26 protein-coding genes and 1 tRNA gene are annotated in these 23,807 nt (G+C 71.4%); 20 read left to right on the forward strand and 7 right to left on the reverse strand.

Annotation, left to right across the window (positions count from 1 at the left end; all coding sequences use genetic code 11):
- Position 1: 1 nt before the first annotated feature.
- Genes BO39_RS09490 through BO39_RS09515 form a run of 6 tightly spaced genes read left to right on the forward strand, consistent with a single transcriptional unit; the run spans position 2 to position 4,316 of the window.
- Positions 2-607, forward strand: a complete 606-nt coding sequence (locus BO39_RS09490) for a DsbE family thiol:disulfide interchange protein (protein ID WP_245615054.1) — start codon at positions 2-4, stop codon at positions 605-607.
- A gap of 17 nt (positions 608-624) precedes the next feature.
- A complete protein-coding gene (locus tag BO39_RS09495) occupies positions 625-1,056 on the forward strand; it encodes a cytochrome c-type biogenesis protein (protein ID WP_052401871.1) in 432 nt (143 codons plus the stop codon).
- Entirely contained in the window at positions 1,053-1,841 is a 789-nt protein-coding gene (gene ccmI, locus BO39_RS09500) for a c-type cytochrome biogenesis protein CcmI (RefSeq protein WP_052401857.1), read from the forward strand. The genes BO39_RS09495 and ccmI overlap by 4 nt, the downstream gene beginning before the upstream one ends.
- The gene (locus BO39_RS09505; RefSeq protein WP_043832302.1) at positions 1,838-3,262 is read left to right on the forward strand and encodes an NAD(P)-binding domain-containing protein; all 1,425 of its coding nucleotides are present in this window, start codon (positions 1,838-1,840) and stop codon (positions 3,260-3,262) included. Before ccmI ends, BO39_RS09505 begins: the two co-directional genes overlap by 4 nt.
- Positions 3,259-3,759 carry a CMD domain-containing protein gene (locus BO39_RS09510; protein WP_052401858.1) on the forward strand — a complete coding sequence of 167 codons (501 nt, stop codon included), beginning with the start codon at positions 3,259-3,261 and terminating at the stop codon, positions 3,757-3,759. The genes BO39_RS09505 and BO39_RS09510 overlap by 4 nt, the downstream gene beginning before the upstream one ends.
- Complete coding sequence (locus BO39_RS09515) at positions 3,756-4,316, forward strand: peroxidase-related enzyme (protein WP_043832304.1); 561 nt, start codon at positions 3,756-3,758, stop codon at positions 4,314-4,316. Before BO39_RS09510 ends, BO39_RS09515 begins: the two co-directional genes overlap by 4 nt.
- Before the next feature lie 11 nt (positions 4,317-4,327).
- Here BO39_RS09515 and BO39_RS09520 read toward each other — a convergent pair whose 3' ends face one another.
- Entirely contained in the window at positions 4,328-5,320 is a 993-nt protein-coding gene (locus BO39_RS09520; protein WP_052401859.1) for a Bug family tripartite tricarboxylate transporter substrate binding protein, read from the reverse strand.
- Positions 5,321-5,436: 116 nt separating this feature from the next.
- Between BO39_RS09520 and BO39_RS09525 the strand changes: the two genes are divergently transcribed.
- Entirely contained in the window at positions 5,437-6,498 is a 1,062-nt protein-coding gene (locus tag BO39_RS09525) for an NAD/NADP-dependent octopine/nopaline dehydrogenase family protein (RefSeq protein ID WP_052401860.1), read from the forward strand.
- A 6-nt stretch (positions 6,499-6,504) separates the two neighbouring features.
- Here BO39_RS09525 and BO39_RS09530 read toward each other — a convergent pair whose 3' ends face one another.
- Complete coding sequence (locus tag BO39_RS09530) at positions 6,505-7,593, reverse strand: Bug family tripartite tricarboxylate transporter substrate binding protein (RefSeq protein WP_052401861.1); 1,089 nt, start codon at positions 7,591-7,593, stop codon at positions 6,505-6,507.
- On the opposite strand from BO39_RS09530, the gene BO39_RS09535 reads away from it, so the two are divergent.
- The 8 genes from BO39_RS09535 (at position 7,592) to BO39_RS09570 (ending at position 16,471) form a co-directional block, all read left to right on the forward strand.
- A complete protein-coding gene (locus BO39_RS09535) occupies positions 7,592-8,488 on the forward strand; it encodes a LysR family transcriptional regulator (protein ID WP_043832306.1) in 897 nt (298 codons plus the stop codon). The two genes, BO39_RS09530 and BO39_RS09535, sit on opposite strands and share 2 nt — an antisense overlap.
- Before the next feature lie 98 nt (positions 8,489-8,586).
- Positions 8,587-9,093, forward strand: a complete 507-nt coding sequence (locus BO39_RS09540) for a formate dehydrogenase subunit gamma (protein ID WP_084697985.1) — start codon at positions 8,587-8,589, stop codon at positions 9,091-9,093.
- The gene (locus tag BO39_RS09545; RefSeq protein WP_043832308.1) at positions 9,090-10,649 is read left to right on the forward strand and encodes an NADH-ubiquinone oxidoreductase-F iron-sulfur binding region domain-containing protein; all 1,560 of its coding nucleotides are present in this window, start codon (positions 9,090-9,092) and stop codon (positions 10,647-10,649) included. Before BO39_RS09540 ends, BO39_RS09545 begins: the two co-directional genes overlap by 4 nt.
- A gap of 13 nt (positions 10,650-10,662) precedes the next feature.
- Complete coding sequence (fdhF, locus tag BO39_RS09550) at positions 10,663-13,512, forward strand: formate dehydrogenase subunit alpha (RefSeq protein ID WP_043832310.1); 2,850 nt, start codon at positions 10,663-10,665, stop codon at positions 13,510-13,512.
- The gene (gene fdhD / locus BO39_RS09555) at positions 13,493-14,311 is read left to right on the forward strand and encodes a formate dehydrogenase accessory sulfurtransferase FdhD (protein ID WP_043832313.1); all 819 of its coding nucleotides are present in this window, start codon (positions 13,493-13,495) and stop codon (positions 14,309-14,311) included. Before fdhF ends, fdhD begins: the two co-directional genes overlap by 20 nt.
- Positions 14,308-14,592, forward strand: coding sequence for a formate dehydrogenase subunit delta (locus tag BO39_RS09560; RefSeq protein WP_043832315.1), 285 nt, complete (start codon positions 14,308-14,310; stop codon positions 14,590-14,592). Before fdhD ends, BO39_RS09560 begins: the two co-directional genes overlap by 4 nt.
- A gap of 76 nt (positions 14,593-14,668) precedes the next feature.
- The gene (locus BO39_RS09565) at positions 14,669-15,379 is read left to right on the forward strand and encodes a metal-dependent hydrolase (protein ID WP_043832317.1); all 711 of its coding nucleotides are present in this window, start codon (positions 14,669-14,671) and stop codon (positions 15,377-15,379) included.
- Between the two features lie 66 nt (positions 15,380-15,445).
- Positions 15,446-16,471: a 4-hydroxyproline epimerase gene (locus BO39_RS09570; RefSeq protein ID WP_245615056.1), complete on the forward strand. Its 1,026-nt coding sequence runs from the start codon at positions 15,446-15,448 to the stop codon at positions 16,469-16,471.
- On the opposite strand, the gene BO39_RS09575 is transcribed toward BO39_RS09570, so the two are convergent.
- Complete coding sequence (locus BO39_RS09575; RefSeq protein WP_084697986.1) at positions 16,468-16,929, reverse strand: VOC family protein; 462 nt, start codon at positions 16,927-16,929, stop codon at positions 16,468-16,470. The two genes, BO39_RS09570 and BO39_RS09575, sit on opposite strands and share 4 nt — an antisense overlap.
- Before the next feature lie 228 nt (positions 16,930-17,157).
- Between BO39_RS09575 and BO39_RS09580 the strand changes: the two genes are divergently transcribed.
- Genes BO39_RS09580 through BO39_RS09590 form a run of 3 tightly spaced genes read left to right on the forward strand, consistent with a single transcriptional unit; the run spans position 17,158 to position 18,385 of the window.
- A complete protein-coding gene (locus BO39_RS09580) occupies positions 17,158-17,859 on the forward strand; it encodes an ATP12 family chaperone protein (protein WP_043832319.1) in 702 nt (233 codons plus the stop codon).
- Positions 17,856-18,131 (forward strand): acylphosphatase, encoded by a 276-nt coding sequence (locus BO39_RS09585; protein ID WP_043832321.1) that lies wholly within the window; start codon positions 17,856-17,858, stop codon positions 18,129-18,131. The genes BO39_RS09580 and BO39_RS09585 overlap by 4 nt, the downstream gene beginning before the upstream one ends.
- Positions 18,132-18,187: 56 nt before the next feature.
- Positions 18,188-18,385 (forward strand): hypothetical protein, encoded by a 198-nt coding sequence (locus BO39_RS09590; RefSeq protein ID WP_043832323.1) that lies wholly within the window; start codon positions 18,188-18,190, stop codon positions 18,383-18,385.
- A 3-nt stretch (positions 18,386-18,388) separates the two neighbouring features.
- Here BO39_RS09590 and mtgA read toward each other — a convergent pair whose 3' ends face one another.
- Positions 18,389-19,096, reverse strand: a complete 708-nt coding sequence (mtgA, locus tag BO39_RS09595; protein WP_052401862.1) for a monofunctional biosynthetic peptidoglycan transglycosylase — start codon at positions 19,094-19,096, stop codon at positions 18,389-18,391.
- 336 nt (positions 19,097-19,432) lie between these two features.
- On the opposite strand from mtgA, the gene BO39_RS09600 reads away from it, so the two are divergent.
- The gene (locus tag BO39_RS09600) at positions 19,433-20,809 is read left to right on the forward strand and encodes a DEAD/DEAH box helicase (protein WP_043832488.1); all 1,377 of its coding nucleotides are present in this window, start codon (positions 19,433-19,435) and stop codon (positions 20,807-20,809) included.
- Between the two features lie 55 nt (positions 20,810-20,864).
- On the opposite strand, the gene BO39_RS09605 is transcribed toward BO39_RS09600, so the two are convergent.
- Together BO39_RS09605 and lipB are read right to left on the reverse strand one after the other, a co-directional pair.
- The gene (locus BO39_RS09605; protein WP_043832325.1) at positions 20,865-22,580 is read right to left on the reverse strand and encodes a cation:proton antiporter domain-containing protein; all 1,716 of its coding nucleotides are present in this window, start codon (positions 22,578-22,580) and stop codon (positions 20,865-20,867) included.
- Positions 22,581-22,674: 94 nt separating this feature from the next.
- Positions 22,675-23,391 (reverse strand): lipoyl(octanoyl) transferase LipB, encoded by a 717-nt coding sequence (lipB, locus tag BO39_RS09610; RefSeq protein WP_084697987.1) that lies wholly within the window; start codon positions 23,389-23,391, stop codon positions 22,675-22,677.
- Between the two features lie 23 nt (positions 23,392-23,414).
- Here lipB and BO39_RS09615 point away from each other — a divergent pair.
- A tRNA-Leu gene (locus BO39_RS09615) sits at positions 23,415-23,500 on the forward strand.
- Positions 23,501-23,614: 114 nt separating this feature from the next.
- On the opposite strand, the gene BO39_RS09620 is transcribed toward BO39_RS09615, so the two are convergent.
- On the reverse strand, positions 23,615-23,803 hold the full coding sequence (locus tag BO39_RS09620) for a hypothetical protein (protein ID WP_043832327.1): 189 nt from the start codon (positions 23,801-23,803) through the stop codon (positions 23,615-23,617).
- Positions 23,804-23,807: the final 4 nt, after the last annotated feature.

Genomic DNA, 23,807 nt, shown 5'->3' on the forward strand with positions numbered 1-23,807 from the left:
GGTGGAGGAAACGGAAGCAACCGAGAACGGCCCCGCCGGGAAGCCGCGGACGCCACTCGGGCGCCGGCTGCTGCTTTGGGCACCGTTGGGGTTGGCCCTCGGCGGGGGCGTCGGGTTCTGGGCCATGCTGCGGGGGATGCGGGACGGATCCTATGACCCGCGCGGCGTACCCTCCGCGCTGATCGGCAAGCCTGTGCCGGCCTTTGCGCTGCCGGCGGTGCAGGGTCTGAACACGCCGGGCTTCGGGCCCGAATCACTGGTGGCCGGCGGGCCGGTGCTGCTGAATTTCTGGGCCTCCTGGTGCGTGCCCTGCGTGGTGGAGCACCCGCAGCTGATGGCGTTGCAGCGGCGGGGCGTGAAGCTCTTTGGCGTGAACTACAAGGACAAGCCGGCGGACGCCGCGCGCTTCCTGGCGCAGCACGGCAACCCCTTCGGCGCGCTGGTGGCGGATGCCGAGGGGCGCGTGGGGATCGACTACGGCCTCTACGGCGTGCCCGAGACCTATCTGCTCGACGGGCGCGGCATCGTGCGCTGGCGCTGGGCGGGCCCGATGATGCCCGACACCGTCTCGGCCGAGCTGGAGCCGCTGCTGCGGCGATACGCGTGAGGGCGGCGCTCTTCGCGATGCTGCTGGTGCCGGGTCTGGCACTGGCGGTGGGCCGCCCGGCCGAGATGCTGCCCGACCCGGCGGCCGAGGCTCGTGCGCAGGAGATCGGGCGCGAGCTGCGCTGCATGGTGTGCCAGAACCAGTCCATCGAGGACAGCGAGGCGGACCTCGCGCGGGACCTGCGCCGCCTGGTGCGCGAGCGGGTTGCGGCGGGCGAGCCGAGCGAGAAGGTCATCGAGGGTATCCACGCCCGCTACGGCGACTTCGTGCTGCTGCGGCCGCCGCTGAATTGGGTAACGGCGCCGCTCTGGGCGCTGCCGGTGCTCGTGCTGGGTGCTGCGGGGCTGGCGCTATTCCTCATGCGCCGCCGGAGCGCGGTGCGCGGCGGACCTGCCCCATTGACGGAGGCCGAGCGCGCCCGGCTGACGGCGCTGGAGAACGATTCTTGATCTGGCTTCTCGCGGCGGCCCTGGCGCTTCTCGCGCTGCTTCCGCTCGCCTGGACGATGGTGCGGCCCGCGCGGGCACTCGACCGCGGCTCGGCAGACCGGGCGCTCTACCGCGCGCAGATGGCGGAGTTGGACCGGGACAAGGCGCTGGGGCGGCTCGACGAGGCGGCCCACGCGGCGGCGCTGCTGGAGGTGCAGCGGCGGCTGCTTTCCGTGCCGGAGCCGCAGGCAGTGAAGGCGGGCGGGCGCGGGACGCTGATCGCGGGGCTGGTGGCGGTGCCGGCGATCGCCTTCGCCCTTTATTTCATGAGCGGCGTGCCGGGGATGCCCTCCGCCACCTTCGCGGAGCGGCGGGATTCGGCGGCGCGGGACGACGCGCTGCTGGCGCAGCTTCGCGCGCGGCTCACGGCGATGCCGCCGGGCAGCCCCGCCGCGCGGCAGGGCTGGATGCTGATGGCCGATGCCCAGCGCAACCGCGGCCGGCTGGAGGAGGCCGCCGCGGCCTATGTCGAGGTGCTGCGCGGCGGCTTCGATCCCGAGATAGCGGCCCAGTTGGCGCAGGTGCTGATCGAGGCGAACCAGACGGACAAGGCGGCGGCTTTCCTGGCGGATGCCGTGCGCCTTGCGCCGGACCATGTGGGCCTGCGCTTCCTCTCGGGCCTTGCCGAGGCGCAGGCGGGGCGGCCGGAGAAGGCGCGGGAGGCCTGGACCGCGCTGCTGGCCTCCGCCCCGGACGAGGCGCCCTGGAAGGCCATGGTGCAACGACGCATGGAGGCGCTGCCGTGAGCGGGATCGGGTTGCCGGCGCTGGAGGCGCGGCTGCGGCAGGACCTGGAATACCTGGAGTTGCCGGCCAAGCCCTGGGTGCCGGAGAGGCGCGCGGAGGGGCGGCCGGTGGTCGACGTGGCGGTCATCGGCGCGGGCATGGCGGGGCTGGCGGCGGCGGCGGCGCTGCGGCTGGACGGGATCGAGCGCGTGAGCGTGCTCGACCGTGCGGCCGAGGGCCAGGAAGGCCCCTGGGTGACCTATGCGCGGATGGAGACGCTGCGCTCCCCGAAGGGGCTGGCGGGGCCCGCATTGGGGCTGCCCTCCCTCACCTTCCGCGCCTTCTTCGAGGCGCAGCACGGGGCAGCGGCCTGGGAGGCGCTGGGCAAGATCCCACGGGGGATGTGGATGGACTACCTCAACTGGTATCGCCGCGTGATGGTGGTGCCGGTACGGAATGGGGTGGAGGTCGCGCTGGTCCGGCCGCGCGAGGATGGGATGATCGGGGTCGACCTCGCGGGCGGGGAGAGCCTCGTCTGCCGCCGGCTGGTACTGGCGAGCGGGCGCGACGGCTTGGGCGGGCATTTCGTGCCGGAGATGGCGCGGGGGGTGGACCGCCGCTTCTGGGCGCATTCCCGGGAAGAGATCGACTTCGCGGCGCTTCGCGGAAAGCGCGTCGGCGTGGTCGGCGCGGGCGCTTCGGCGATGGACAATGCGGCGACGGCGCTGGAGGCGGGCGCGGCGTCGCTGCACATGTTCGTCCGGCGCGCGGCGCTGCCGCGGGTGAACAAGTTCACGGGCATCGGCAGCCAGGGCGTGGTACACGGCTTCGCCAGCCTGCCGGACGAGTGGAAATGGCGGTTCCTGCATTACGCGGGTTCGGCCCAGACGCCGCCGCCGCGGGACAGCACCATGCGCGTCTCGCGCCACCCGCACGCCTACCTGCATCTCGGCTGCCCTGTGATGGGGCTGCGCGAGGAGGGGCGCGGGGTGGTGCTGGAGACGGCGGGGGGCGAGTTCCCGCTCGACTTTGTCATCTTCGCGACGGGCTTTCGCGTGGCGCTGGAAGAACGGCCTGAACTGGCGCTGGTCGCGCCGCATGTGCGCCTGTGGCGCGACCGCTTCCCGCAGCCGCCGGGGCAGGAGAGCGAGGAATTGGCAACCTCGCCCGATCTCGCGCCCGACTTCTCATTCCAGGAGAAGGTGCCGGGGGAATGCCCGGCGCTGTCGCGCATCCACGCCTTCAACTACCCGGCGACGCTCAGCCACGGGAAGCTGACGGGCGATATCCCGGCGATCTCGGCGGGTGCTCAGCGGCTGTCGCGCGCCATTGCGGCCGCGCTGTTCGTCGAGGACCGCGAGATCCATTTCGAGCGGCTGGTGGCCTATGACACGCCCGAGCTTCTGGGCGACGAGTGGCCGGAGAGGGAGGTGGCTGCGTGAATCCTGACGATCTGGTCGAGGATATCCTCGGCATCGCTCCCGGCTCTCCGCTCGCGGAATTGCGCCGCCGGAGGCCGGAGGCGCTGCGGCACGCGGAGGGCGCCTATCGCGAGCTGCTGACGCCGGATGACGCCGGCAACGTCTCGCACACCGAGCGCGCGGCGCTCGCGCTGCGCGTGGCCTTGCGCGAGGGCGACGCGGCGCTCGCCGCCCGCTTCCGCGCGCTGCTGGAGAAGGCGGGCGCGGAGGAGTCGATCATGCTGGCCGAGGATCTCTCGGACGGGGTGATGGAAGGGCGCCTCCCTGCCCTGCTGCGCTACGCCGACATGGTGGCGGCCAAGCCCGCGACGGTGACCCAGGAGACGATCGACGCGCTCTCAGCCATGGGGCTGACGCCGCGCGACATCGTGGCGGTGACGCAACTCGTCTCCTTCGTGCCCTATCAAGTGCGCCTGATCGCCGGACTGCGCGCGATGCAGGGGGAGGCCGCCGCATGAAGCGCTTCACGATGGAAGAGGTGGGCTGGACGCCGCGCATCCCGCCCGTGCAGGCCGAGACCGCCTCCCCCGCGCAGCTGGCAGCGCTGGAGGCCTGCCCGCCGGCGCAGCGGCGCTCGACCTATTTCCTGACGCTGGCGCAGGACCCGGCCTCTCTCGGCGAGCGCGGCGCGCTGTTCAACAGCGTGATGTACGCACCGCGCGGTCTGCCGCGCGCAGACCGCGAGTTCTCGACCGCCGTGGTGTCGATGGCCAATGGGTGCGTCTACTGCACATCGGTCCATGCGCGGCGGTTCACGGAGCTCTCGAAGCAGCGCGAGGCGATGCAGCGCGTGCTGGACGAGGGGCACGCGGTCGAGACAGACCCGCGCCGCCGGGCCATCGCCGATTTCAGCGAGAAGCTGACACTGACGCCCGGCGCCGTCAGCGCCGCCGACCTGGCGCCGCTGCGCGCCGTCGGGATGGATGACCTGGAAGTGCTGGACCTCATCCACTCCATCGCGATGTTCGCGAACGCGAACCGGCTGATGCAGTCGCTTGGCGAGACGGAGGGGTAGCGCCCCCTCCGCTACTCGTTCCGCGCACCCGAGGCCCGCACCAGCGCCGCGTGGCTCCTGATTTCCGCGTGCAGGAAGCTCGCCAATCGTTCCGGCGTGCCGCCCAGGGTTGCCATGCCGGCGGCCTCGAAGCGGGCGCGCGCCTCGGGATCGGACAGGACCTCGTTCGAGAGGGTGTTGAGCTGTTGCAGAAGGGCGGGGTCGGTTCCCTTCGGCAGGAAGAGGCCGAACCAGGTGCCGAAGACGAGGCCGGGCATGCCGAGTTCGGCGGTGGTCGGCACTTCCGGCAGTTGCGGGGCGCGCTCGGGGGAGAGGACGGCGATGGGCGTCACCGCGCCCGCGCGCACCTGGGGCGCCACGCCGGTGATGAGATTGAACATCGCCTGGATGCGGCCGGAGAGGAGGTCCGTGACCGCCGCGGCGGGCGCGGTGTAGGGCACGTGCGTCATCTGCGCACCGCTAAGGGATTTGTAGAGCTCCCCCGCCAGATGCATCGAGGACCCGTTCCCGGTGGAGCCGAAGTTGATCGCGTTCGGATGCGCGCGGGCATAAGCGCCAAAATCCTCCAGCGTGCGCGGGCCGAGTTCCTTGTTCACGACAAGCACGTTCGGGACGTTGCCGACGAGGACGACGGGCTCGAAGTCGCGCTCGGGGTCGAAGGGCAGGTCCTTGTAGAGGGCGGGGTTGGTGGCCATCGTCCCCGCCCAGGACCAGAGGATGGTGTAGCCGTCCGGTGCCGCGCGGGCGCCGGCGAGGGCGCCGATATTGCCGTTTGCGCCGCCACGGTTGTCGATGAGGACGCGCTGGTTGACGCGCTTCTCCAGCTCCTGCGCGAAGATGCGGGCGAGGGTGTCGGCGGTGCCGCCGCCGCCCGGCGCGGGGACGATGATCCGGACGGGGCGGTTGGGCCAGGGGCCGGTGGGGGCCGGGGTCTGTGCGCGGGCGGCTTGGGAGAGGCCGAGGGCGGCGGGGATCATCAGGGCGCTGCGGCGCGGGATGGTCATGGGGCGGTGCTTCCAGCGAGATCGGCGGAAGATTAGGCAGGAACCGGGCCGGGGCGGAAAGGTGGGCTTGCGATCGGGCGGGTTCTGGTCGGCGGCCTCGGCGAGGAGGATAGGCGATGCGGTTGAGCGTGCTGGGGGCGGGCGCAGTGGGGCCGGCGGCGGCGGTGCTGGCGGCCTCGCGCGGGCATGAGGTGACGATCTGGTCGCCCTCCGGCCGCGGCACGGCGGGGATCGAGGGCGGGATGGAGGCGGAGGGGGCGCTCACCGGGCACTTTCCGCTGCGAGTGGCAGGGGATTTGGCGGAGGCGCTGGCAGGGGCGGAGGTCGCGCTGCTGGCGGTGCCGGCCTACGCCTTCCCGGACCTGCTGCCGCGGATCGCTGCGGCGCTGCCGGCGGGACTGCCACTGCTGATCTCGCCCGCAGCCTCGCTCGCGCCGCTGGCGTTGGACCGGATGCTGGCGGCGCGCGGCGTGTTGGCGCGGCGCGCGCCGATCGGGGCCATGGCGACCACGCCCGCGACGGCGCGGCGCCGGGCGCCAGGGCGGGTTCTCGTTGCCGCCGTGAGGGCGGCGGTGGATGTGGCGGCGGTGCCGGAGGGCGACGCGGCGGCCATGGGGGCGCTGGCGAGTGCGCTTTTCGGCCATGCGAGCCCGGCGATCGGCGTGCTGGGCGCGGGAATCGGCAATGCCAACCCGATCATCCACGCGGTGCTGGCGCTGACGAACGTCACGCGGATCGAGCGGGCGGAGAGATGGCCTCAATACGGGCTGATGACGCCTGCCGCCTGCCGGATGATGGAGGCGCTGGCGAATGAGCGCGCGGCGCTGGCGGCGTGCTTCGGCCTCCCGGTGCTGAGCCTGGAGGAATCGCTGCACCGGGCCAACGGCGTGCCGCTCGGGCCGCTGGCGGAGATGGCGGCGCGGATCGCGGAGACGCGGGGCGCGGTACTGGGCCCGGCGGAGATGGAGACGCGCTACGTGACGGAGGATGTGCCCTACGGGCTCTCCTTCTATCTCTGGCTCGCGCGCGGGCGGGGGATTGCCATGCCGGTGACGGAGGCGGTGGTCACGGCGCTGGAGGCGCTCTGGGGGCGCGACCTCCGGCGGAACCCGCTGCTGGATGGGCTGGACCCCGCGGGGATCGAGGCCGCGCTGGCCGCCGGATACGGGCGGGGCTGAGCCGCTTCAGTCGAGGCGGATGTCGAGCGGGGCGGCGACGCGGGTCCAGCGGGCGAGGTCTTCCCGCAGCAGGGCGCCGAAGGCCGCGCCATCGGCGCCGTTGGGAGTGACGCCGAGCACGTCGAGGCGGGAGCGGACGAGGTCCGTCGCCATGGCCTCGCGGAACGCTTCCGCCAGGCGGGCGGCGACCGGGGCCGGGGTGCGGGCGGGAGCGGAGAGGCCGGTCCAGATGCTCGCCTCGAAATCCGGCACGCCGGATTCGATGAGGGTGGGGATGTCGGGCGTGGCGGGGAAGCGCTCGCGCGAGGTGACGGCGACCACCTTGAACCCCGCCCCGCCAGCGGCGAGGACGGAGGGGACGGAGACGAACATCGTCGCGATCCGCCCGGCCGCGAGGTCGTTGAAGGCCCCGGCCGCACCCCGGTAGGGCACGTGCTCCAGGTTCAGGTGCTCGCGCGCCTTCAGGTCCTCCATGATGAGGTGCGTGTTCGTGCCGATGCCGGTGGAGGCATAGGGCAGCGGCCGCGCCGCCTCTCGCGCCAGGCGCAGCAGGCCCCGGGCATCCGCGACGTTCAGTTGTGGGGCGGCGAGCAGCGCCACGGGGCTGTCGCTGAGGAGGAGGACCGGGGTGAAGTCGGCGATGGGGTCGTAGGACAGGTGGCGGCCGATGGCCTTGGCGATGGTGAGCTGGCCGGCGGTCGCGAGGAGGACCGTCTGCCCGTCTGGTGCGGCGCGGGCCACGGCCTCGGCGCCCAGCACGCCGCCGGCGCCGGCGCGGTTCTCCACCAGCACGGTTTGCCCCAGGATCGGGCCGGCGGCCTGGGCGAGGAGGCGGCCCAGCACGTCCTGCGAGCCGCCGGGCGCGAAGGGCACGACCAGCCGCACGGGCCCGTCCGGCGACCAGCGGGACTGGGCGCGGGCGGCGCGCGGGGCGGCGGGCGCGAGGGCGGCGAGGGAGAGGAGGGCGCGGCGCTTCATGGGCTGGTCCTTGGTCCGGGCGGGACCATAGCCCTGGACCGCCAGGTAGCCACCCCAGGCCGGTGCCGCTTGCCAGCCCTGGCGGGCGCCCCTCTCATGCGCGGCGGGAGGATGCATGCTCGACAAGCTCGGATTCCTCGTCGCCGTCGCGCGGGAGCGGAACTTCCGGCGCGCGGCGGAGGCCTGCGGGGTGGCGCAGCCGACGCTTTCGGCGGGGATCAAGGGGCTGGAGGCGGAGCTGGGGGTGCTGCTGGTGCACCGTTCCTCACGCTTCCAGCGGCTGACGCCGGAGGGGGAGAAGGTCGTCGCCTGGGGCCAGCGGATGCTGGCCGACACGCGGGCGATGCGGCAGGAGTTGCAGGTGGCGCGCGGCGGCCTGGCCGGACACCTGCGGCTGGCGGTGGTCCCCACGGCCCTGGCGCTGGTGCCGCTGCTGACGCTCGCCTGCCGCAGGCGCAACCCGGGAATCCGCTTCACCATCCTCTCGCACACCTCGGAGGCCATCGCGGACATGCTCGCCAGCTTCGAGGCGGATGCAGGCATCACCTATCTCGGCAATGAGCCGCTGGGCTCGGTGCGGAGCGTACCGCTCTCGACCGAGCGCTACCGGCTGGTGGTGCCGGCGGGTTCGCGCTGGAGCGGGCGGTCCTCGGTGGCCTGGGCGGAACTGGCTGGGGAATCGCTCTGCCTGCTGACGCCGGACATGCAGAACCGACGGATCATGGACCGGCTGATGCAGCAGGCCGGGGTGGAGCCAACGGCAACCGTCGAATCAAACTCGATCGTCGCCTTGATCGCCCATGTTCGCAGCGGGGAATGGATGACGGTGCTGCCCGAGAGCGTGGCAAACACGCTCGGCTCTGCGGCCGGGCTGCAGGCCATCCCGCTGGTCTCGCCGGACGCTGAGTACCGGATCGGGCTCGTCGTGCCGCAGCAGGACCCAACCCCGCCCCTGACCGCCGCCCTGCTGGCGGCAGCGCAGGAAGCAACGAGCGGCGCAGCGCTGTTTTGATAGGAATTTTCTATCGCAGCACGGAAATAGCGCCTTGATCCGGGAAGGGACGATCCGGAGAATCGCGCGATTCAAGGAACTGGAGTTGAAGGCGAAGCATGCTGCCCGGCGCCACCCTTTCGCGCGGCCCCGCCCCTACTCCTCATTGGGATGATGCCCTCGCCAGCGAGATCATCGCCGATCATGCAGGGCTTGAGGGAGCCATGCTGCCGATCCTGCACGCACTGCAGGAGAGGTTCGGCTGCGTGCCGCACGAGGCCGTGCCGCTGGTGGCCGAGGCGCTGAACCTTTCGCGCGCCGAGGTGCACGGCGTCGTCACCTTCTATCACGATTACCGAGCGACACCGCCTGGTCGGCACGTGCTGAAGCTCTGCCGCGCGGAGGCATGCCAGGCGATGGGGGCAGAGGCGCTCTCGGCCGGGCTGATGCGGCGGCTGGGGCTGGAATGGCACGGCACCACGGCGGATGGCAGCCTGACGCTGGAGCCGGCCTTCTGCCTCGGCCTCTGCGCCTGCGCCCCGGCGGCGCTGCTGGATGGCGAGCCGATGGCGCAGCTGGACGACCTGGCGCTGGACAGGGTTGTGGCGGAGGCGCAGCGCGCATGACGCGGATCTACCTGCCGCAGGACGCGGCCGCCCTGGCGCTCGGCGCCGAGGCCGTGCTGCGCGCGCTGCGGGCTGAGGCTGCGCGACGTGGCGTGGTGCTGGAGGTGGTGCGGACCGGGTCGCGCGGCGCCGTCTGGCTGGAGCCTCTGCTGGAGGTGGAGACCGCGGAAGGGCGGATCGGCTACGGCCCGGTGCGGGCGGGCGACGTGGCGGGGCTACTCGACGCCGGGATGCTGGAGGGCGGCGCGCATCCGCTGCGGATCGGGCGACCGGACGAGCACCCCTGGTTTGCCGGGCAGACGCGGCTCACCTTTGCGCGCTGCGGGGTCGTCGATCCCTCCTCGGCCGGGGACTACGTCGCGCATGGCGGTTTCGCGGGGCTCGCGAAGGCGCTGGCGATGAGCGGCGAGGCCATTGTGGACGAGGTGAAGCTCTCCGGGCTGCGCGGGCGCGGCGGCGCGGGCTTCCCCACGGGGATCAAGTGGAACACGGTGCGGCTGGCCGAGGGAGGCCGCAAATACGTCGTCTGCAACGCCGACGAGGGCGACAGCGGCACCTTCGCCGACCGGATGCTGATGGAGGGCGATCCCTTCCTGCTGATCGAGGGGATGGCGATCGCGGGCGTCGCGGTGGGGGCGACCAAGGGCTACGTCTACACGCGCTCGGAGTACCCGCATGCGGTGCGGGCGATGCGGGCGGCGATCCTCGCGGCGCGGCGCGCGGGTTGGCTGGGCGAGAACATTCGCGGCTCCGGCCATGCCTTCGACATGGAAGTTCGGGTGGGTGCCGGTGCCTATATCTGCGGCGAGGAGACCTCGCTGCTGAACTCACTGGAGGGCAAGCGCGGCGTGGTGCGGGCGAAGCCACCGCTGCCGGCGATCGAGGGGTTGTTCGGTAAGCCGACGGTCGTGAACAACGTGCTCTCCTTCGCCGCCGTGCCCTGGATCATGGAGCATGGGGCCAAGGCCTATGCGGATTTCGGCACTGGCCGCTCGCTCGGCACGCTGGCGGTGCAGATCGCGGGCAACGTGCGGCGGGGCGGGCTGGTGGAGTTGCCCTTCGGCCTGCCGCTGCGCGCGGTGATCGAGGAGTGGGGCGGCGGCACCGCGACGGGGCGGCCCTTCCGTGCGGTGCAGGTGGGCGGGCCGCTCGGCGCCTATTTTCCCGAAAGCCTGCTCGACACGCCCATGGACTACGAGGCCTTCGCGCGCGCGGGCGGGTTGCTGGGCCATGGTGGCGTGACGGTGTTCGATGACAGCGTGGACCTGTCGCGCCAGGCGCGCTTCGCCTTCGAGTTCTGCGCGGCCGAGAGTTGCGGCAAGTGCACGCCCTGCCGCATTGGCGCCGTGCGCGGCGTGGAGGTGATCGACCGCATCACGGCGGGCGTGGAAACGGCGAAGAACTTCGCCGTGCTGGACGACCTGCTGGAGGTGATGACCGACGCCTCGCTCTGCGCCATGGGCGGGCTGACACCCGTTCCTGTCGGCAGCGCGCTGAAGCATTTCCCCGAGGATTTCGATGCCACCGCACGCCGCCTTCCCGAGGCGGCGGAGTAAGGGAGCGGGACGCATGCCCCTGATCCAGGAAACCGACTTCGGCACGCCGATCCGGCTGGCCGAGAGCACCGTGACGCTGACCATCGACGGGCAGACCGTGGCGGTGCCGAAGGGCACTTCCGTGATGGCGGCCGCGATGACGCTGGGAACGAAGGTTCCGAAGCTCTGCGCGACCGACAGCCTCGAGCCCTTCGGCTCCTGCCGCCTCTGCATCGTGCAGATCGAGGGACGGCGCGGCTTCCCGGCCTCCTGCACCACGCCGGTCGAGGCAGGAATGGTGGTGCACACGCAGAACGAGGCGATCGCCAAGCGCCGGCGGGGGGTGATGGAGCTTTACATCTCCGACCACCCGCTGGACTGCCTCACCTGCTCCGCCAACGGCGACTGCGAGTTGCAGGACATGGCGGGCGCGGTTGGGCTGCGCGAGGTGCGCTACGGTTACGACGGCGCGAACCACCTCGATGCGCCGAAGGACGAGAGCAATCCCTACTTCACCTTTGAGGCCTCGAAGTGCATCGCGTGCTCGCGCTGCATCCGCGCTTGCGAGGAGGTGCAGGGCACCTTCGCGCTGACGATGGAGAGGCGGGGCTTCGAATCGAAGGTCTCTCCGGGCGGCACGGACTTCATGGGGTCAGAATGCGTCTCCTGCGGCGCCTGCGTGCAGGCCTGCCCGACGGCGACGCTGAACGAGAAGTCGGTGGTGGCGCTGGGCACGCCGGAGCACTCGGTGGTGACGACCTGCGCCTATTGCGGCGTCGGCTGCTCCTTCAAGGCGGAGATGAAGGGCGACAAGCTCGTCCGCATGGTCCCCTACAAGGATGGCAAGGCGAACGAGGGCCATTCCTGCGTGAAGGGCCGCTTCGCCTTCGGCTACGCAACGCACAAGGACCGCATCACCAAGCCGATGATCCGCGCGCGGATCACCGATCCCTGGCGGGAGGTGAGCTGGGAGGAGGCGGTGAGGTACGCGGCCTCCGAACTGCGGCGGATCCAGCGGCAGTTCGGGCCGGACGCGATCGGGGGGATTACCTCCTCCCGCTGCACGAACGAGGAGACCTTCCTTGTTCAGAAGATGATCCGCGGCGCCTTCGGGAACAACAACGTCGATACTTGCGCGCGCGTCTGTCACTCGCCGACCGGATACGGCCTGAAGACGACGCTCGGCACCTCCGCGGGGACGCAGGACTTCGCCTCCGTCGCGGATGCGGAGGTGATCTTCGTCATCGGTGCCAACCCGACGGACGGGCACCCCGTCTTCGCCTCCCGTATGAAGCGGCGGCTGCGAGAGGGGGCGCGGCTGATCGTGGCGGACCCGCGGCGGATCGATCTGGTGCGGACGCCGCATGTGAAGGCGGATTACCACCTGCAACTGCTGCCGGGCACGAATGTCGCGCTGATCAATGCCATCGCGCATGTCGTGGTGACGGAGGGGCTGGTCGCGGAAGATTATGTCCGCGAGCGCTGCGACCTCGCGGAGTTCGAAAGCTGGGCTCGCTTCATCGCGCAGGAGCGGAATTCACCCGAAGCGGTGGAGCCGATCACGGGCGTGCCGGCGCGGATGCTGCGCGAGGCTGCGCGGCTCTACGCGACCGGTGGGGCGGCCGCCATCTATTACGGCCTCGGCGTGACGGAGCACAGCCAGGGCTCCACCACCGTCATGGCCATGGCGAACCTTGCGATGGCCACGGGGAACATCGGCAAGCCGGGCGCGGGCGTGAATCCTCTGCGCGGGCAGAACAACGTGCAGGGCGCCTGCGACATGGGCTCCTTCCCGCACGAGTTCTCCGGCTATCGCCACGTGTCGGACGATGCGACGCGGGAGATGTTCGAGGCGATCTGGGGCGTGCCGCTCTCCCCCGAGCCGGGGCTGCGCATTCCGAACATGCTGGACGAAGCAGTGGGCGGCCGGTTCAAGGGCCTCTTCGTGCAGGGGGAGGACATCGCGCAGTCCGACCCGGACACGAAGCACGTCACCGCCGGGCTGATGGCGATGGAATGCGTGATCGTTCAGGACCTCTTCCTGAACGAGACGGCGAAGTACGCGCATGTCTTCCTGCCCGGCTCCTCCTTCCTGGAGAAGGACGGGACCTTCACCAATGCGGAGCGGCGCATCAACCGCGTGCGGCGGGTAATGGCGCCGATGGGCGGGCTCGCGGATTGGGAGGGGGTGATGGCGCTCTCCAACGCGCTCGGCTTCCCGATGGATTACCGCCACCCCGGCGAGATCATGGACGAGATCGCGCGGCTGACGCCGAGCTTCGCGGGCGTCTCCTACGCCAAGCTGGAGGAGGTCGGCTCCCTCCAGTGGCCCTGCAACGAGGACGCGCCGCTCGGCACGCCGATGATGCATGTGGACCGCTTCGTGCGCGGCAAGGGCCGCTTCATGATCACGGAGTTCGTGCCGACGGACGAGCGGACGGGGGTGAACTTCCCGCTGATCCTGACCACGGGCCGCATCCTCTCGCAGTACAATGTGGGGGCGCAGACGCGGCGAACGGAGAACAGTCGCTGGCACGAGGAGGACGTGCTGGAGATCCACCCCTTCGACGCCGAATTGCGGGGCATCGAGGACGGGGAGCTGGTCTCGCTTGAGAGCCGGTCCGGCGACATCTCGCTGCGCGCCAGGATCAGCGAGCGGATGCAGCCGGGCGTGGTTTACACGACCTTCCATCACGCCTCGACCGGCGCCAACGTCATCACGACCGACTATTCGGACTGGGCGACCAATTGCCCGGAATACAAGGTGACGGCGGTGCAGGTGCGGCGGACGAACCGGCCCTCCGCCTGGCAGGAGAGGTTCGCCGAGGGCGAGGCGAGGCTGAAGCGCATCGAGGTGAGGGCAGATGTTCCTGCCGCCGAGTAGCCGGCCCGCCGAGGTGCTCGCGGTGGGGGCGGATGGCAGCGTCCGCCGCGGCACCCGCGCTGTGCCGGAGGAGGTGCCGGTCAGCCTCGTCTACTCCTCCGTTCCTTTCGCGGTGATGATGCTGACGCCGGGCGACCTCGAGGATTTCGCCTACGGCTTCAGCCTGACGGAGGGCATCGTCGCCGATGCCGCCGGCATTCGCGAGGTGATGGTGGCGGCGGAGGAGCGCGGGTTGCGGCTGGATATCCGGCTCGCGCCCTCTGACCTCAGCGCGCATCTCTCGCGTCGCCGCTCCATCGCGGGGCGCACGGGCTGCGGGCTCTGCGGCATCGAGGAGTTGGACCAGATGCCGCAGGCCGCGCGTCCGGCGGCACCGGCCCCCATGATCGACATTGCGGCCATCCGGCACGCGCTCGCGGCGCTGGAGGCCGCGCAGCCGCTGAACGACGAGACGCGCGCGGTGCACGCCGCCGCCTTCGCCGCGGCCGACGGCACGCTGCTCGCGGTGCGCGAGGATGTCGGGCGACACAACGCGCTCGACAAGCTCGTGGGCGCGGTGATGCGCGGCGGCATTGCAGCGGCGGAGGGCTTCGTGGTCGTGACCAGCCGCTGCTCCTTCGAACTGGTGGAGAAGGCGGCCGCGATGGGCGCGCGCACACTGGTCGCGATTTCCGCGCCCACGGCCCTCGCGCTCGACCGCGCGCGGGCGCTCGACATGAACCTGGTGGCGGTCGCGCGGCGGGATGCGGTGTCGGTCTTTCACGGAATGGACCGCGTGAGGGAGACGGCGCGCGCGTGAGCGACAAGGAAGAGAAGCTGGTCCGCATGGCGAACGGGATCGCGGATTTCTTCCGCTCCTATCCGGCGGAGGAAGCCCGGGCGGGCATCGCGGACCACATCGGGTCCTTCTGGACCCGCGTGATGCGGGATGAACTGCACCAGCTGATTGCCCGTGGGGGTGGAGGGCTCGATCCGTTGGTGCTCGGGGCATTCAGCGGCAAGCCGCTGGGCGAGAGCCCGATCCTGAAGGAAACGGGTGGCCCGGAAGAGGTCGGTCAGATGGGGAGCGACGCGGGATAGGCCTGGCGGGCGCCGCAGGGTGGCTCACCGCGCCACGCTCCGCTACATCGGGCGGAGCTTTCGGCAAGGAGCAGCCATGAAGATCATCTGGTTCGGGCACTCAGCCTACCGCCTGGAGTTCGGGTCGTCCGTCGTGCTGATCGACCCCTTCCTGACAGGCAACTCGACCTTCACGGGAACGGTGGAGCAGGCCTCGAAGGGCGCCACCCATGTCGTGCTGACGCACGGGCATGCGGACCATGTCGGCGATACCGTCGCGATCACGAAAGCGACGGGCGCGAAGCTCGTGACGAACGTCGAGCTGTGCCAATACCTCGGCCGCAAGGGCGTGGCGGCGACGGACCCGATGAACACGGGCGGCACAACCGACCAGGGCGAGTTCAGCGTCACGCTCACCATCGCCTTCCACTCCTCGGCGGAGATGGATGCGAACGGCGTGCTGCACAATCTCGGCCTGCCGAACGGCGTGGTGATCTCGCCAAAGTCGGCCTCGGAGCCGGTGGTGTATCACATGGGCGACACGGACGTGTTCTCGGACATGGCAATCATCGGCGAGCTGTACCGGCCGAAGGTCGCGATGGTGCCGATGGGGGACCGCTTCACCATGGGCGCGCGCGGCGCGGCGCTGGCCATGCGGCGCTTCCTGCCGGATGTGCCGGTGGTGCTGCCCTGCCATTACGGCACCTTCCCGCCGCTGGCGCAGTCGCCGGACGACTTCCTGCGGGAGATGGGCGACCAGGCCGGCCGCGTGCGCGTGGCGGCGGTGGGAGAGAGCTTCGAGGTCTGACGCCCCCGCCTGTGCTTCCCGCCCGATCCCTCCTATAGCTTGAGCCCGCTATAGGGGGAGTCCGGGATGCAGGGGATCGAAATGCCGGTACCGGCCGGCAACCACACCTTTTCCTGTATCGACGGGCATACCTGCGGCAATCCCGTGCGGCTCGTCACCGGCGGCGCGCCGCATCTGCGCGGCGCGACGATGAGCGAGCGGCGGCAGGACTTCCTCGCCCGCCACGACTGGGTGCGCCGCTCCCTCATGTTCGAGCCGCGTGGGCACAGCGTCATGTCCGGCTCCATCCTCTACCCGCCGACGCGCGAGGATTGCGACGTCGCGATCCTCTTCATCGAGGTCTCGGGCTGCCTGCCGATGTGCGGGCACGGCACGATCGGCACGGTGACCATGGCGATCGAGAACGGGTTGGCCCGCCCGGCGCGGGAGGGGGAGCTCCGGCTCGATGCCCCGGCGGGGCGCATCGTCGCCACCTATGAGCGCCGCGGGGAGCACGTGGACAGCGTGCGCATCCGCAACATCGCCTCCTTCCTCGCAGTGCCGGAGGTGGAGGTGGAGATGCCGGGAATGGGCCGGCTGCGGGTGGACATCGCCTATGGCGGCAATTTCTACGCGATCGTGGAGCCGCAGCCCGGCTTCGCGGGGCTCGAGGACCTCTCGGCCGATGACGTATTGCGGCTGAGTCCGGAGTTGCGGCGCCGAGTGAACGCGGCCGTCGAGGTCGTCCATCCCGAGGACGCCACCATCGCCGGCGTCAGCCATGTCATGTGGACGGGGCGGGCGCGCGATGCCCGGGCGCACGCCCGCAACGCCGTCTTCTATGGCGACCGCGCGGTGGACCGCTCGCCCTGCGGCACGGGAACCTCCGCTCGCATGGCGCAGCTCGCCGCGCGGGGAAGGCTGGATGTGGGCGACGAGTTCATCCACGAGAGCATCATCGGGACGCTCTTCGACGGCCGGGTGGAGGACCGGGCGGTGGTCGGCAACCACGCCGCGATCGTGCCGAGCATCGCCGGCTGGGCGCGCACCCACGGGATCAACACGATCTTCGTGAACGAGCGTGACCCGCTGCGCGCCGGCTTCCTCGTCTAGGGGGCGCCGGCCGCCTCGGCCTCGCGCGCGCAGGTCACGGCGCCCTCGCCGGCCTGCCCGGCGAAGTTGATCATCCAGGGCACGCCGAAGCGGTCCACGAGCATCCCGAAGCGCTCCGCCCAGAAGGTGCTCTCCAGCGGCATGCGCACGGCGCCCCCTTCGGAAAGGGCGGCGAAGATGCGCTCCGCTTCCGCTGCCGTTTCCGGCATGAGGTTGACGGAAAAACCGCCTGGCGGGGAGCCGCAGCCCGGCGGGGCGTCCGACGCCATCAGCATCGTCCCGCCGAGGTCCAGGCAGGCGTGCATGATCTTGTCCTCCCAACCGGGGGGCATGCCCGCTTCGGCCGGGGTGCCGCGGGCAGGAAGCATCGCGGTGATGCGGCCGCCAAGGATCTGCTGGTACCGCGTGAAGGCTTCCTCGCAGGTCCCGTCGAAGAAAAGATAGGTGCTCGCGAGCATGCTGATCCCCTCCTGGCCTGTCTGCGCAGGCGCTTCCTCTGGATAATGTTGATATCAACCGTTCATGGCCACGTCAAACCTCATCGCCCTCCCTGGACGCCCCTGGCCGACATGCATGCCGCCACGGCAAGGCGCCGCGGGCTCCTCCCTGCCCTTCTCCGGGCGGGGCGAAATCCTTCCCCACCGGCCAACTTGCCAGCCCACCCCCTGCGACCCCACTTGCGGCGCATGAAGCGATTCTGGGAACAAGCCGCCGTCCAGCCCGTGGAACAGGGCTGGGGCATCGCCCTCGATGGCCGCCCGCTGCGCCTGCCGGGCGGCACCACCCTGCACCTGCCCAGCCGGCCGCTGGCGGAAGCGGTGGCGGCCGAGTGGGACACGGCTGGCGGCGGCAAGGGCAACGAGATGTCGATGGAGGAGGTGCCGCTTACCCGCCTCGTCGGCACGGCCGTGGACCGCATCGCGCCCGACCCGGCGCCGAGCGCCGCCGCCATCGCCGAGTACGGGGAGAGCGACCTTCTCTGCTACCGCGCCGAGGACCGGCGGCTCGCGGCGATCCAGGCCGAGAACTGGCAGCCGATCCTCGACTGGGCGGCGCTGCAGCACGACGCGCCGCTGCGGGTGACGACCGGCATCGTCCATGTCGGGCAGTCACCGGATTCGCTGCGCGCCCTGCATGCGGCGGTGGCCGCGCACTCGCCCTTCGGCCTTTCGGCGCTCGGCATCGCGGTGCCGGCGATGGGAAGCCTCGTGCTGGGCCTCGCGCTCTCAGCGGGGCGGATCGACGTGGCGGAGGCGCACCGGCTGGCGATGATCGACGAGACCTACCAGGAATCCTTCTGGGGCACCGATTCCGAGGCCGAGGCGCGGCGCGTGCGGATCGGAGCCGACATCGCCCTCGCGGCGCGCCTGCTGGAACTCTCCCGGTGACACCCCGGCTGCTGCGCATTCGCGGCCGGGTCCAGGGCGTCGGCTACCGCGCCTGGCTGGTGGCGGAGGCGACGGCGGCGGGCCTCAGCGGCTGGGTGCGCAACCGGGCGGACGGCTCGGTGGAGGCGCTGCTGGCCGGGGAGGAGGACGCGGTCGGCGCCGTGCTGCTCGCCGCCCGACGCGGTCCGCCCGGCGCGCGGGTGGATGTGATCGAGGAGAGCTTCGGCCCGCTGCCGGAGGAACCGGGCTTCCACAAGCGCCCGACCCTCTGACGGGGCATCCGCCGGCTCCTCGCCGCGTTCCCTTAACTGGAACCGAGGAGCCGACCATGAGCGACAAGCCGAGTCCCGCCCCCAAGCCCTCCACTGACGACGAAACCCATACCCAGGGCGGCGCGCCCACCGACCAGGCCCATGAGGACGCGGGCGACGGGACCCTCTCGGGCTCCGTGCCCGCGGGCCTCAGCTCCCGCGAACTGCGCGAACTGGCCGAGAGCGGCAAGACTGACGACGCGGGAACGGGCTGAAGCCTACCGCACGCAATCCAGCAGCGGCCCGAGCTGGCCGACGCGCCGCTCGATGACGGCGGCGCGTCGGAGCACGCGCTCGGAGGGCCGGATAGCCGACCAGTTCAGCGGGCTGGGCAGCACGGCCGCAAGCCGCGCCGCCTCGCGCCCGGTCAGGGCCGATGCGGGCTTGTTGAAGAAGGCCCGAGCGGCGGCCTCGGCGCCGTAGAGGCCGGGGCCGAACTCCACGACGTTGAGATAGACCTCCATCACCCGTCGCTTCGGCCAGAGGATGGCGATTTGCGGGGTGAGCCAGGCTTCGGCCACCTTCCGCAGCGGGTCCCGGCCGGGCCAGAGAGCGATGTTCTTCGCGGTCTGCATGGTGATGGTGCTGGCGCCGCGCGGGCGCTCCCCATCCCACCAGGCCTCGGCCTCCTCGCGCAGGGCGCCGACGTCGAAGCCGAAGGGCTCGGTGCAGAAGCGGTTGTCCTCCCCGGCGATGACGGCCTCGGCCAAGGCGGGGGCGAACGAGCCGAGGGGCACCCAGTCGCGGCGCATCTCATAGCCCTGCACGGCGCGGATGAGCATGAGCGGCGTGACCGGCGGCGGGACGAAGCGGTAGGCGAGGATCAGCGCGGAGGGGAGCAGCAGGAGGACCAGCGCCAGTTGCGCGAGCCGCCAGCGCCAGCCTCGCCGGGCGGCTGGAAGGTGGTGGAGTTCTTGCCGTCCCATTCGCCGGTGGTGGCTGTGGCGGCCTCGCCGGTCAAGCGGCCGAGGACGGCACCTTCCCCATGGTGGCGCTGATGCCGGGCGCCTGCACGTCAGCCCCCTTTTCGTAACGAGGGAGGTTTCATCTTGCAGTGCAGCACGAAAACTCCCATAATCATCCCCGTGCCCGGCCCCATGCCGCGGCCACGCCCCGGCCGCGTGAGACGGCCGCCCCGCGCAATGAGGCGCGCGGCCCTGACCGGGGCGTCAGACCTTCCGATACCCTTGGATGCGACCGGACACGCGGGGCGCCTCCACCCGCCTCAGGCAACCCGGGATGGGCTGCCCCGATTGGAATCCATGACACAGTTCAACGAACTCGGCCTCGCCGCGCCGCTGCTGCGCGCGCTTGAGGAAGAGGGCTACTCCACCCCCACCCCGATCCAGGCCCAGTCCATTCCCGCCGCGCTCTCCGGGCGGGACGTGCTCGGCATCGCCCAGACCGGCACGGGCAAGACGGCGGCCTTCTCGCTGCCGATCCTCAACCACATTGCCAACAACCCGCGCCGCATGCCGGCCGGCACCTGCCGCGTGCTCATCCTCTCGCCGACGAGGGAACTCGCTTCCCAGATCCATGAGAGCGTGCGCGCCTATGGCCGCCACATCCGGCCGCGCACCGCCATCATCTTCGGCGGCGTGCCGGAGAACCCGCAGAAGCGGGCGATGTCCACGGGCGTCGATATCCTCATCGCGACGCCGGGGCGGCTGATGGACCTCATCAACCAGCGCGCCGTGCGGCTCGACGGAATCGAGGTGCTGGTGCTCGACGAGGCCGACCAGATGCTCGATCGCGGCTTCTGGCCGCAGATCCGTAAGCTCGCGGCGATGCTGCCGAAGCAGCGTCACACGATGTTCTTCTCGGCGACCATGCCGGACGACATCGCGAAGCTGGCGCGCGAGCTGATGCCCGACCCCGTGCGCGTGGAGGTGACGCCCGTCGCCACCACGGCGGAGCGGGTGAACCAGCGCGTGATCCACACCCGCGCCGACGGCAAGCGCGCCATCCTGGCCGACCTGCTGCGTGGCGAGAGCGTGGGCCGCGCGCTCGTGTTCAGCCGCACGAAGCACGGTGCCGACCGCATCGTGAAGCAGCTTGAGCAGGATGGGCTGAACGCCGGCGCCATCCACGGCAACAAGAGCCAGGGCCAGCGCGAGCGGGCGCTGGACGCCTTCAAGCGCGGCACCGCGCCGATCCTGGTGGCGACCGACATCGCCGCCCGCGGCATCGACGTGGATGGCGTGACGCATGTCATCCAGTACGACCTGCCGGAGGTTCCCGAGACCTACGTGCACCGCATCGGCCGCACGGCCCGCGCGGGCGCCTCGGGCGAGGCGGTGGCGCTGGTGGCACCGGACGAGGTCGCCTACCTGCGCGCCGTCGAGAAGCTGACGCGCCAGCAGGTGCCGGCCGAGGGCGATATCCCGACCGGCCCCGTGCCGCGTCCGCCCTCCCGCCAGCAGCAGCGCGGCCCGCGCCGCGACGGCGGCGGCTTCGGCGGTGGTGGCCGCGGGGCCCCGCAGCGCCAGGGGCAGGGTCGCCCGGGCGGCGGCCAGTCTCAGGGCCGGCCGGGTGGGCAGGGCCGCCCCGGTGGGCAAGGCCAGCGCCGGCCGGAGTCGGTGGGCGGCGACCGCAAGGACCGCTCCTGGCGCGAGAGCGACTTCCGCGACGGGCGCTGAACCCCGGCCGCATCGTGCCGTCATGAAGGGCGCCCCTCGGGGCGCCCTTTCTCGTTCAGGCCTCTTCCGGCACGCCGCGCAGCATTCGCCGGGCAACCTCGCTCTCGCTGAGGACGACATGGTTCGCCCCAAGCCGCGCGAGGTGCTCGGCCGCCGCGTCCGAATGGGCCCGGGCCGTGATCTCCAGCGCCGCGTTCAGCGCGCGGGCCTGCTCCACCACCTGCCCGGCCTCGAAGGCCTCGGGCACGGTCACGAAGAGGCGGCGCGCGGCGGGAAGCCCGGCGGCGGCCAACACCTCGGGGTCGGCGGCGTTGCCGAGGACGGTGGGCAGTCCCTTGGCCCGGGCAGCGGCGACGCCGGCCTCGGCATCCTCGAAGACGAGCACCGGGCGCCCGGCCCTTACCAGCCCGGCGACGACCCGCGAGCCGACGCGGCCGTAGCCGACGACCACGTCATGGTCGGACATCGCCGGCAGCGCCTCGGCGGGGTCTTCCGGCTCCACCGGCGGCTGCGCGACCTCGGCGGGCGGGAGCGGCGCCGGGGCGGGCGCCGCCTCCGCCGCGGCGCGGGCGACGCGTGCCGCCACCACGCCGCGCCGCTTCTCGACGAGCGCGAAGAGGAAGGGGTTGATCAGGATCGAGAGAATCGCGCCGGCGAGGACAAGGTCCCTTCCCTCCGGCGGTAGCAGGCCGAGGCTGCCGCCTAGCCCGACGAGAATGAAGGAGAACTCGCCGATCTGCGCGAGGCTGGCCGAAATGGTCAGCGCCGTGCCGGACGGGTGCCCGAAGGCGCGGACGATGAGGTAGGCGACGGCCGACTTGCCGAGGACGATGATGCCCACCACCGCCAGCACCGCCAGCGGCGCGCTGAGGAGCACGCCCGGGTTGAACAGCATGCCGACCGAGACGAAGAACAGCACCGCGAAGGCGTCGCGCAGCGGCATCGCCTCCTCCGCCGCGCGCTGGGAGAGCTGGCTCTCGCCCATCACCATGCCCGCGAAGAAGGCGCCCAGCGCGAAGGAGACGCCGAACAGCTCCGAGGCGATGAAGGCCACGCCGAGCGCGATGGCATAGACCGCCAGACGGAACAGCTCCCGCGAGCCGGTATGGGCGGCATAGTGCATCACCCAGGGGATCGCGCGGCGCCCGGCCACGAGCATGATGGCGACGAAGGCCGCGACCTTGCCGAGGGTGATGGCGAGGGTGAGCGCCAGGTCACCGAGCGAGAGCGCCGCCGCCCCCTTCAGCACCGGCGCCAGCGCCGGCAGGAGGACGAGGGCGAGGACCATCGCCAGGTCCTCCACGATCAGCCAGCCGATGGCGATGCGGCCGCGCTCGGTGTCGGTGATGCGGCGTTCCTGCAGGGCGCGGATGAGGACCACGGTGGAGGCGACGGAGAGGGCGAGTCCGAAGACGAGCCCGCCGCCGATTCCCCAGTCGAGGAACCATCCGAGCCCCATGCCCATCAGCGTTGCCGCCGCGATCTGCCCGATGGCGCCCGGTAGGGCGATGGCGCGCACCGCCATCAGGTCCTTCAGCGAGAAGTGCAGGCCGACGGCGAACATGAGCAGGATCACGCCGATCTCGGCGAGTTGGTTCGCCAAGTCCTGGTCGGCCACGTAGCCGGGTGTGAAGGGACCCACCACGACGCCCGCCATGAGGTATCCCACCAGTGGCGAGACCTTCACCCGGTGGGCGAGCATGCCCAGGATGAAGGCCAGGAGGAGGCCGATGGCGATGATGGCGATGAGCGGCGCGTGGTGTTCGGGCAATGCTGTGTCCTGCTACGGGTGACACCGTAGCATTACGGCCACTTCATCCAACGGGCGAGCGATAAGGGCGTGACGAAGGGTTTCCGCGCGCCGCTCAGTCGCCGAAGACCTCCTCCCAAGCGGCGCGGAGGGCGGAATCGACCTCCTCCATCGTCGCGGTGACACCGAGCGCGTGCAGGCTGGTCACGCCGTGGTTGCTGATCCCGCAGGGGACGATGCCGCCGAAATGCGACAGGTCGGGCTCCACATTCAGCGCGATGCCGTGCCAGGAGACCCAACGGGAGACGCGCACGCCGATGGCGCCGATCTTGGACTCGGTGCCGGCGGTGCGGTCCTGCACCCAGATGCCTACCCTTCCCTCCCGCCGCTCGCCACGGACGTTGAAGCGGTCGAGCGCGCGGATCATCCACTCCTCCAGCCCGTGGACGAAGGCGCGCACGTCGCGGGCGGCGACGCCACCGTGGGATCGGGTGAGGTCGAGCATCACGTAGGCGGTGCGCTGGCCGGGGCCGTGATAGGTCCACTGCCCGCCGCGCCCGGCCTCGTAGGTGGGGAAGCGGCTGTCGAGCAGGCCGTCAGGCCTCGCGGAGGTGCCGGCGGTGTAGCTGGGTGGGTGCTCCACCAGCCAGACGGCCTCGGCAGCGGTGCCGGCGCGTATGCCGGCGACGCGGCTCTCCATCGCGGCCAGGGCTTCGGGTACTGTCACGCGACCTTCGGAGATGAGCCAGGCGACGGGCGCCGCCGCTTCGATGGTGGGCGCAGAATTTGGTGAGATGATTTTCGGTACCCCCGTTGCTGCCGCCGCGCTCATCGGTTATACGCCGGCCCCTGCCTGCGGTCATGGCGGAATGGTAGACGCGCCAGCTTGAGGTGCTGGTGGGGGAAACCCCGTGGAAGTTCGAATCTTCTTGACCGCACCACTTCTTTTCCCGCCTGTCGCGGGGGCCAGCAGGCCCCCTGCCCGCGCCATGTAGCGCGGCGGGCGCCCCCCTCCCAGAGGGCGCGCCCAGCGGTTCCCGACGAAGCCTTTCCTCTCAGGCGCTCTCACGGTTCTCCGGCCGGCGGTTCACCATGCCCGTGCCGTTGCACGCGATGCAGGGCTTGCCGATCAGCTCGCCCGCGCCCTCGCATTCCGGGCAGACCACCTCGTCCGTGCCCGGCGTTCCCGTCGGCGCCTCGTCGCCAGGGCGCATGATGCGCTTGCTGCCGGATGGTTCCGCCATTGCC

This window comes from Roseomonas aerilata DSM 19363 (assembly GCF_000711725.1).
Lineage (GTDB): Bacteria > Pseudomonadota > Alphaproteobacteria > Acetobacterales > Acetobacteraceae > Roseomonas > Roseomonas aerilata.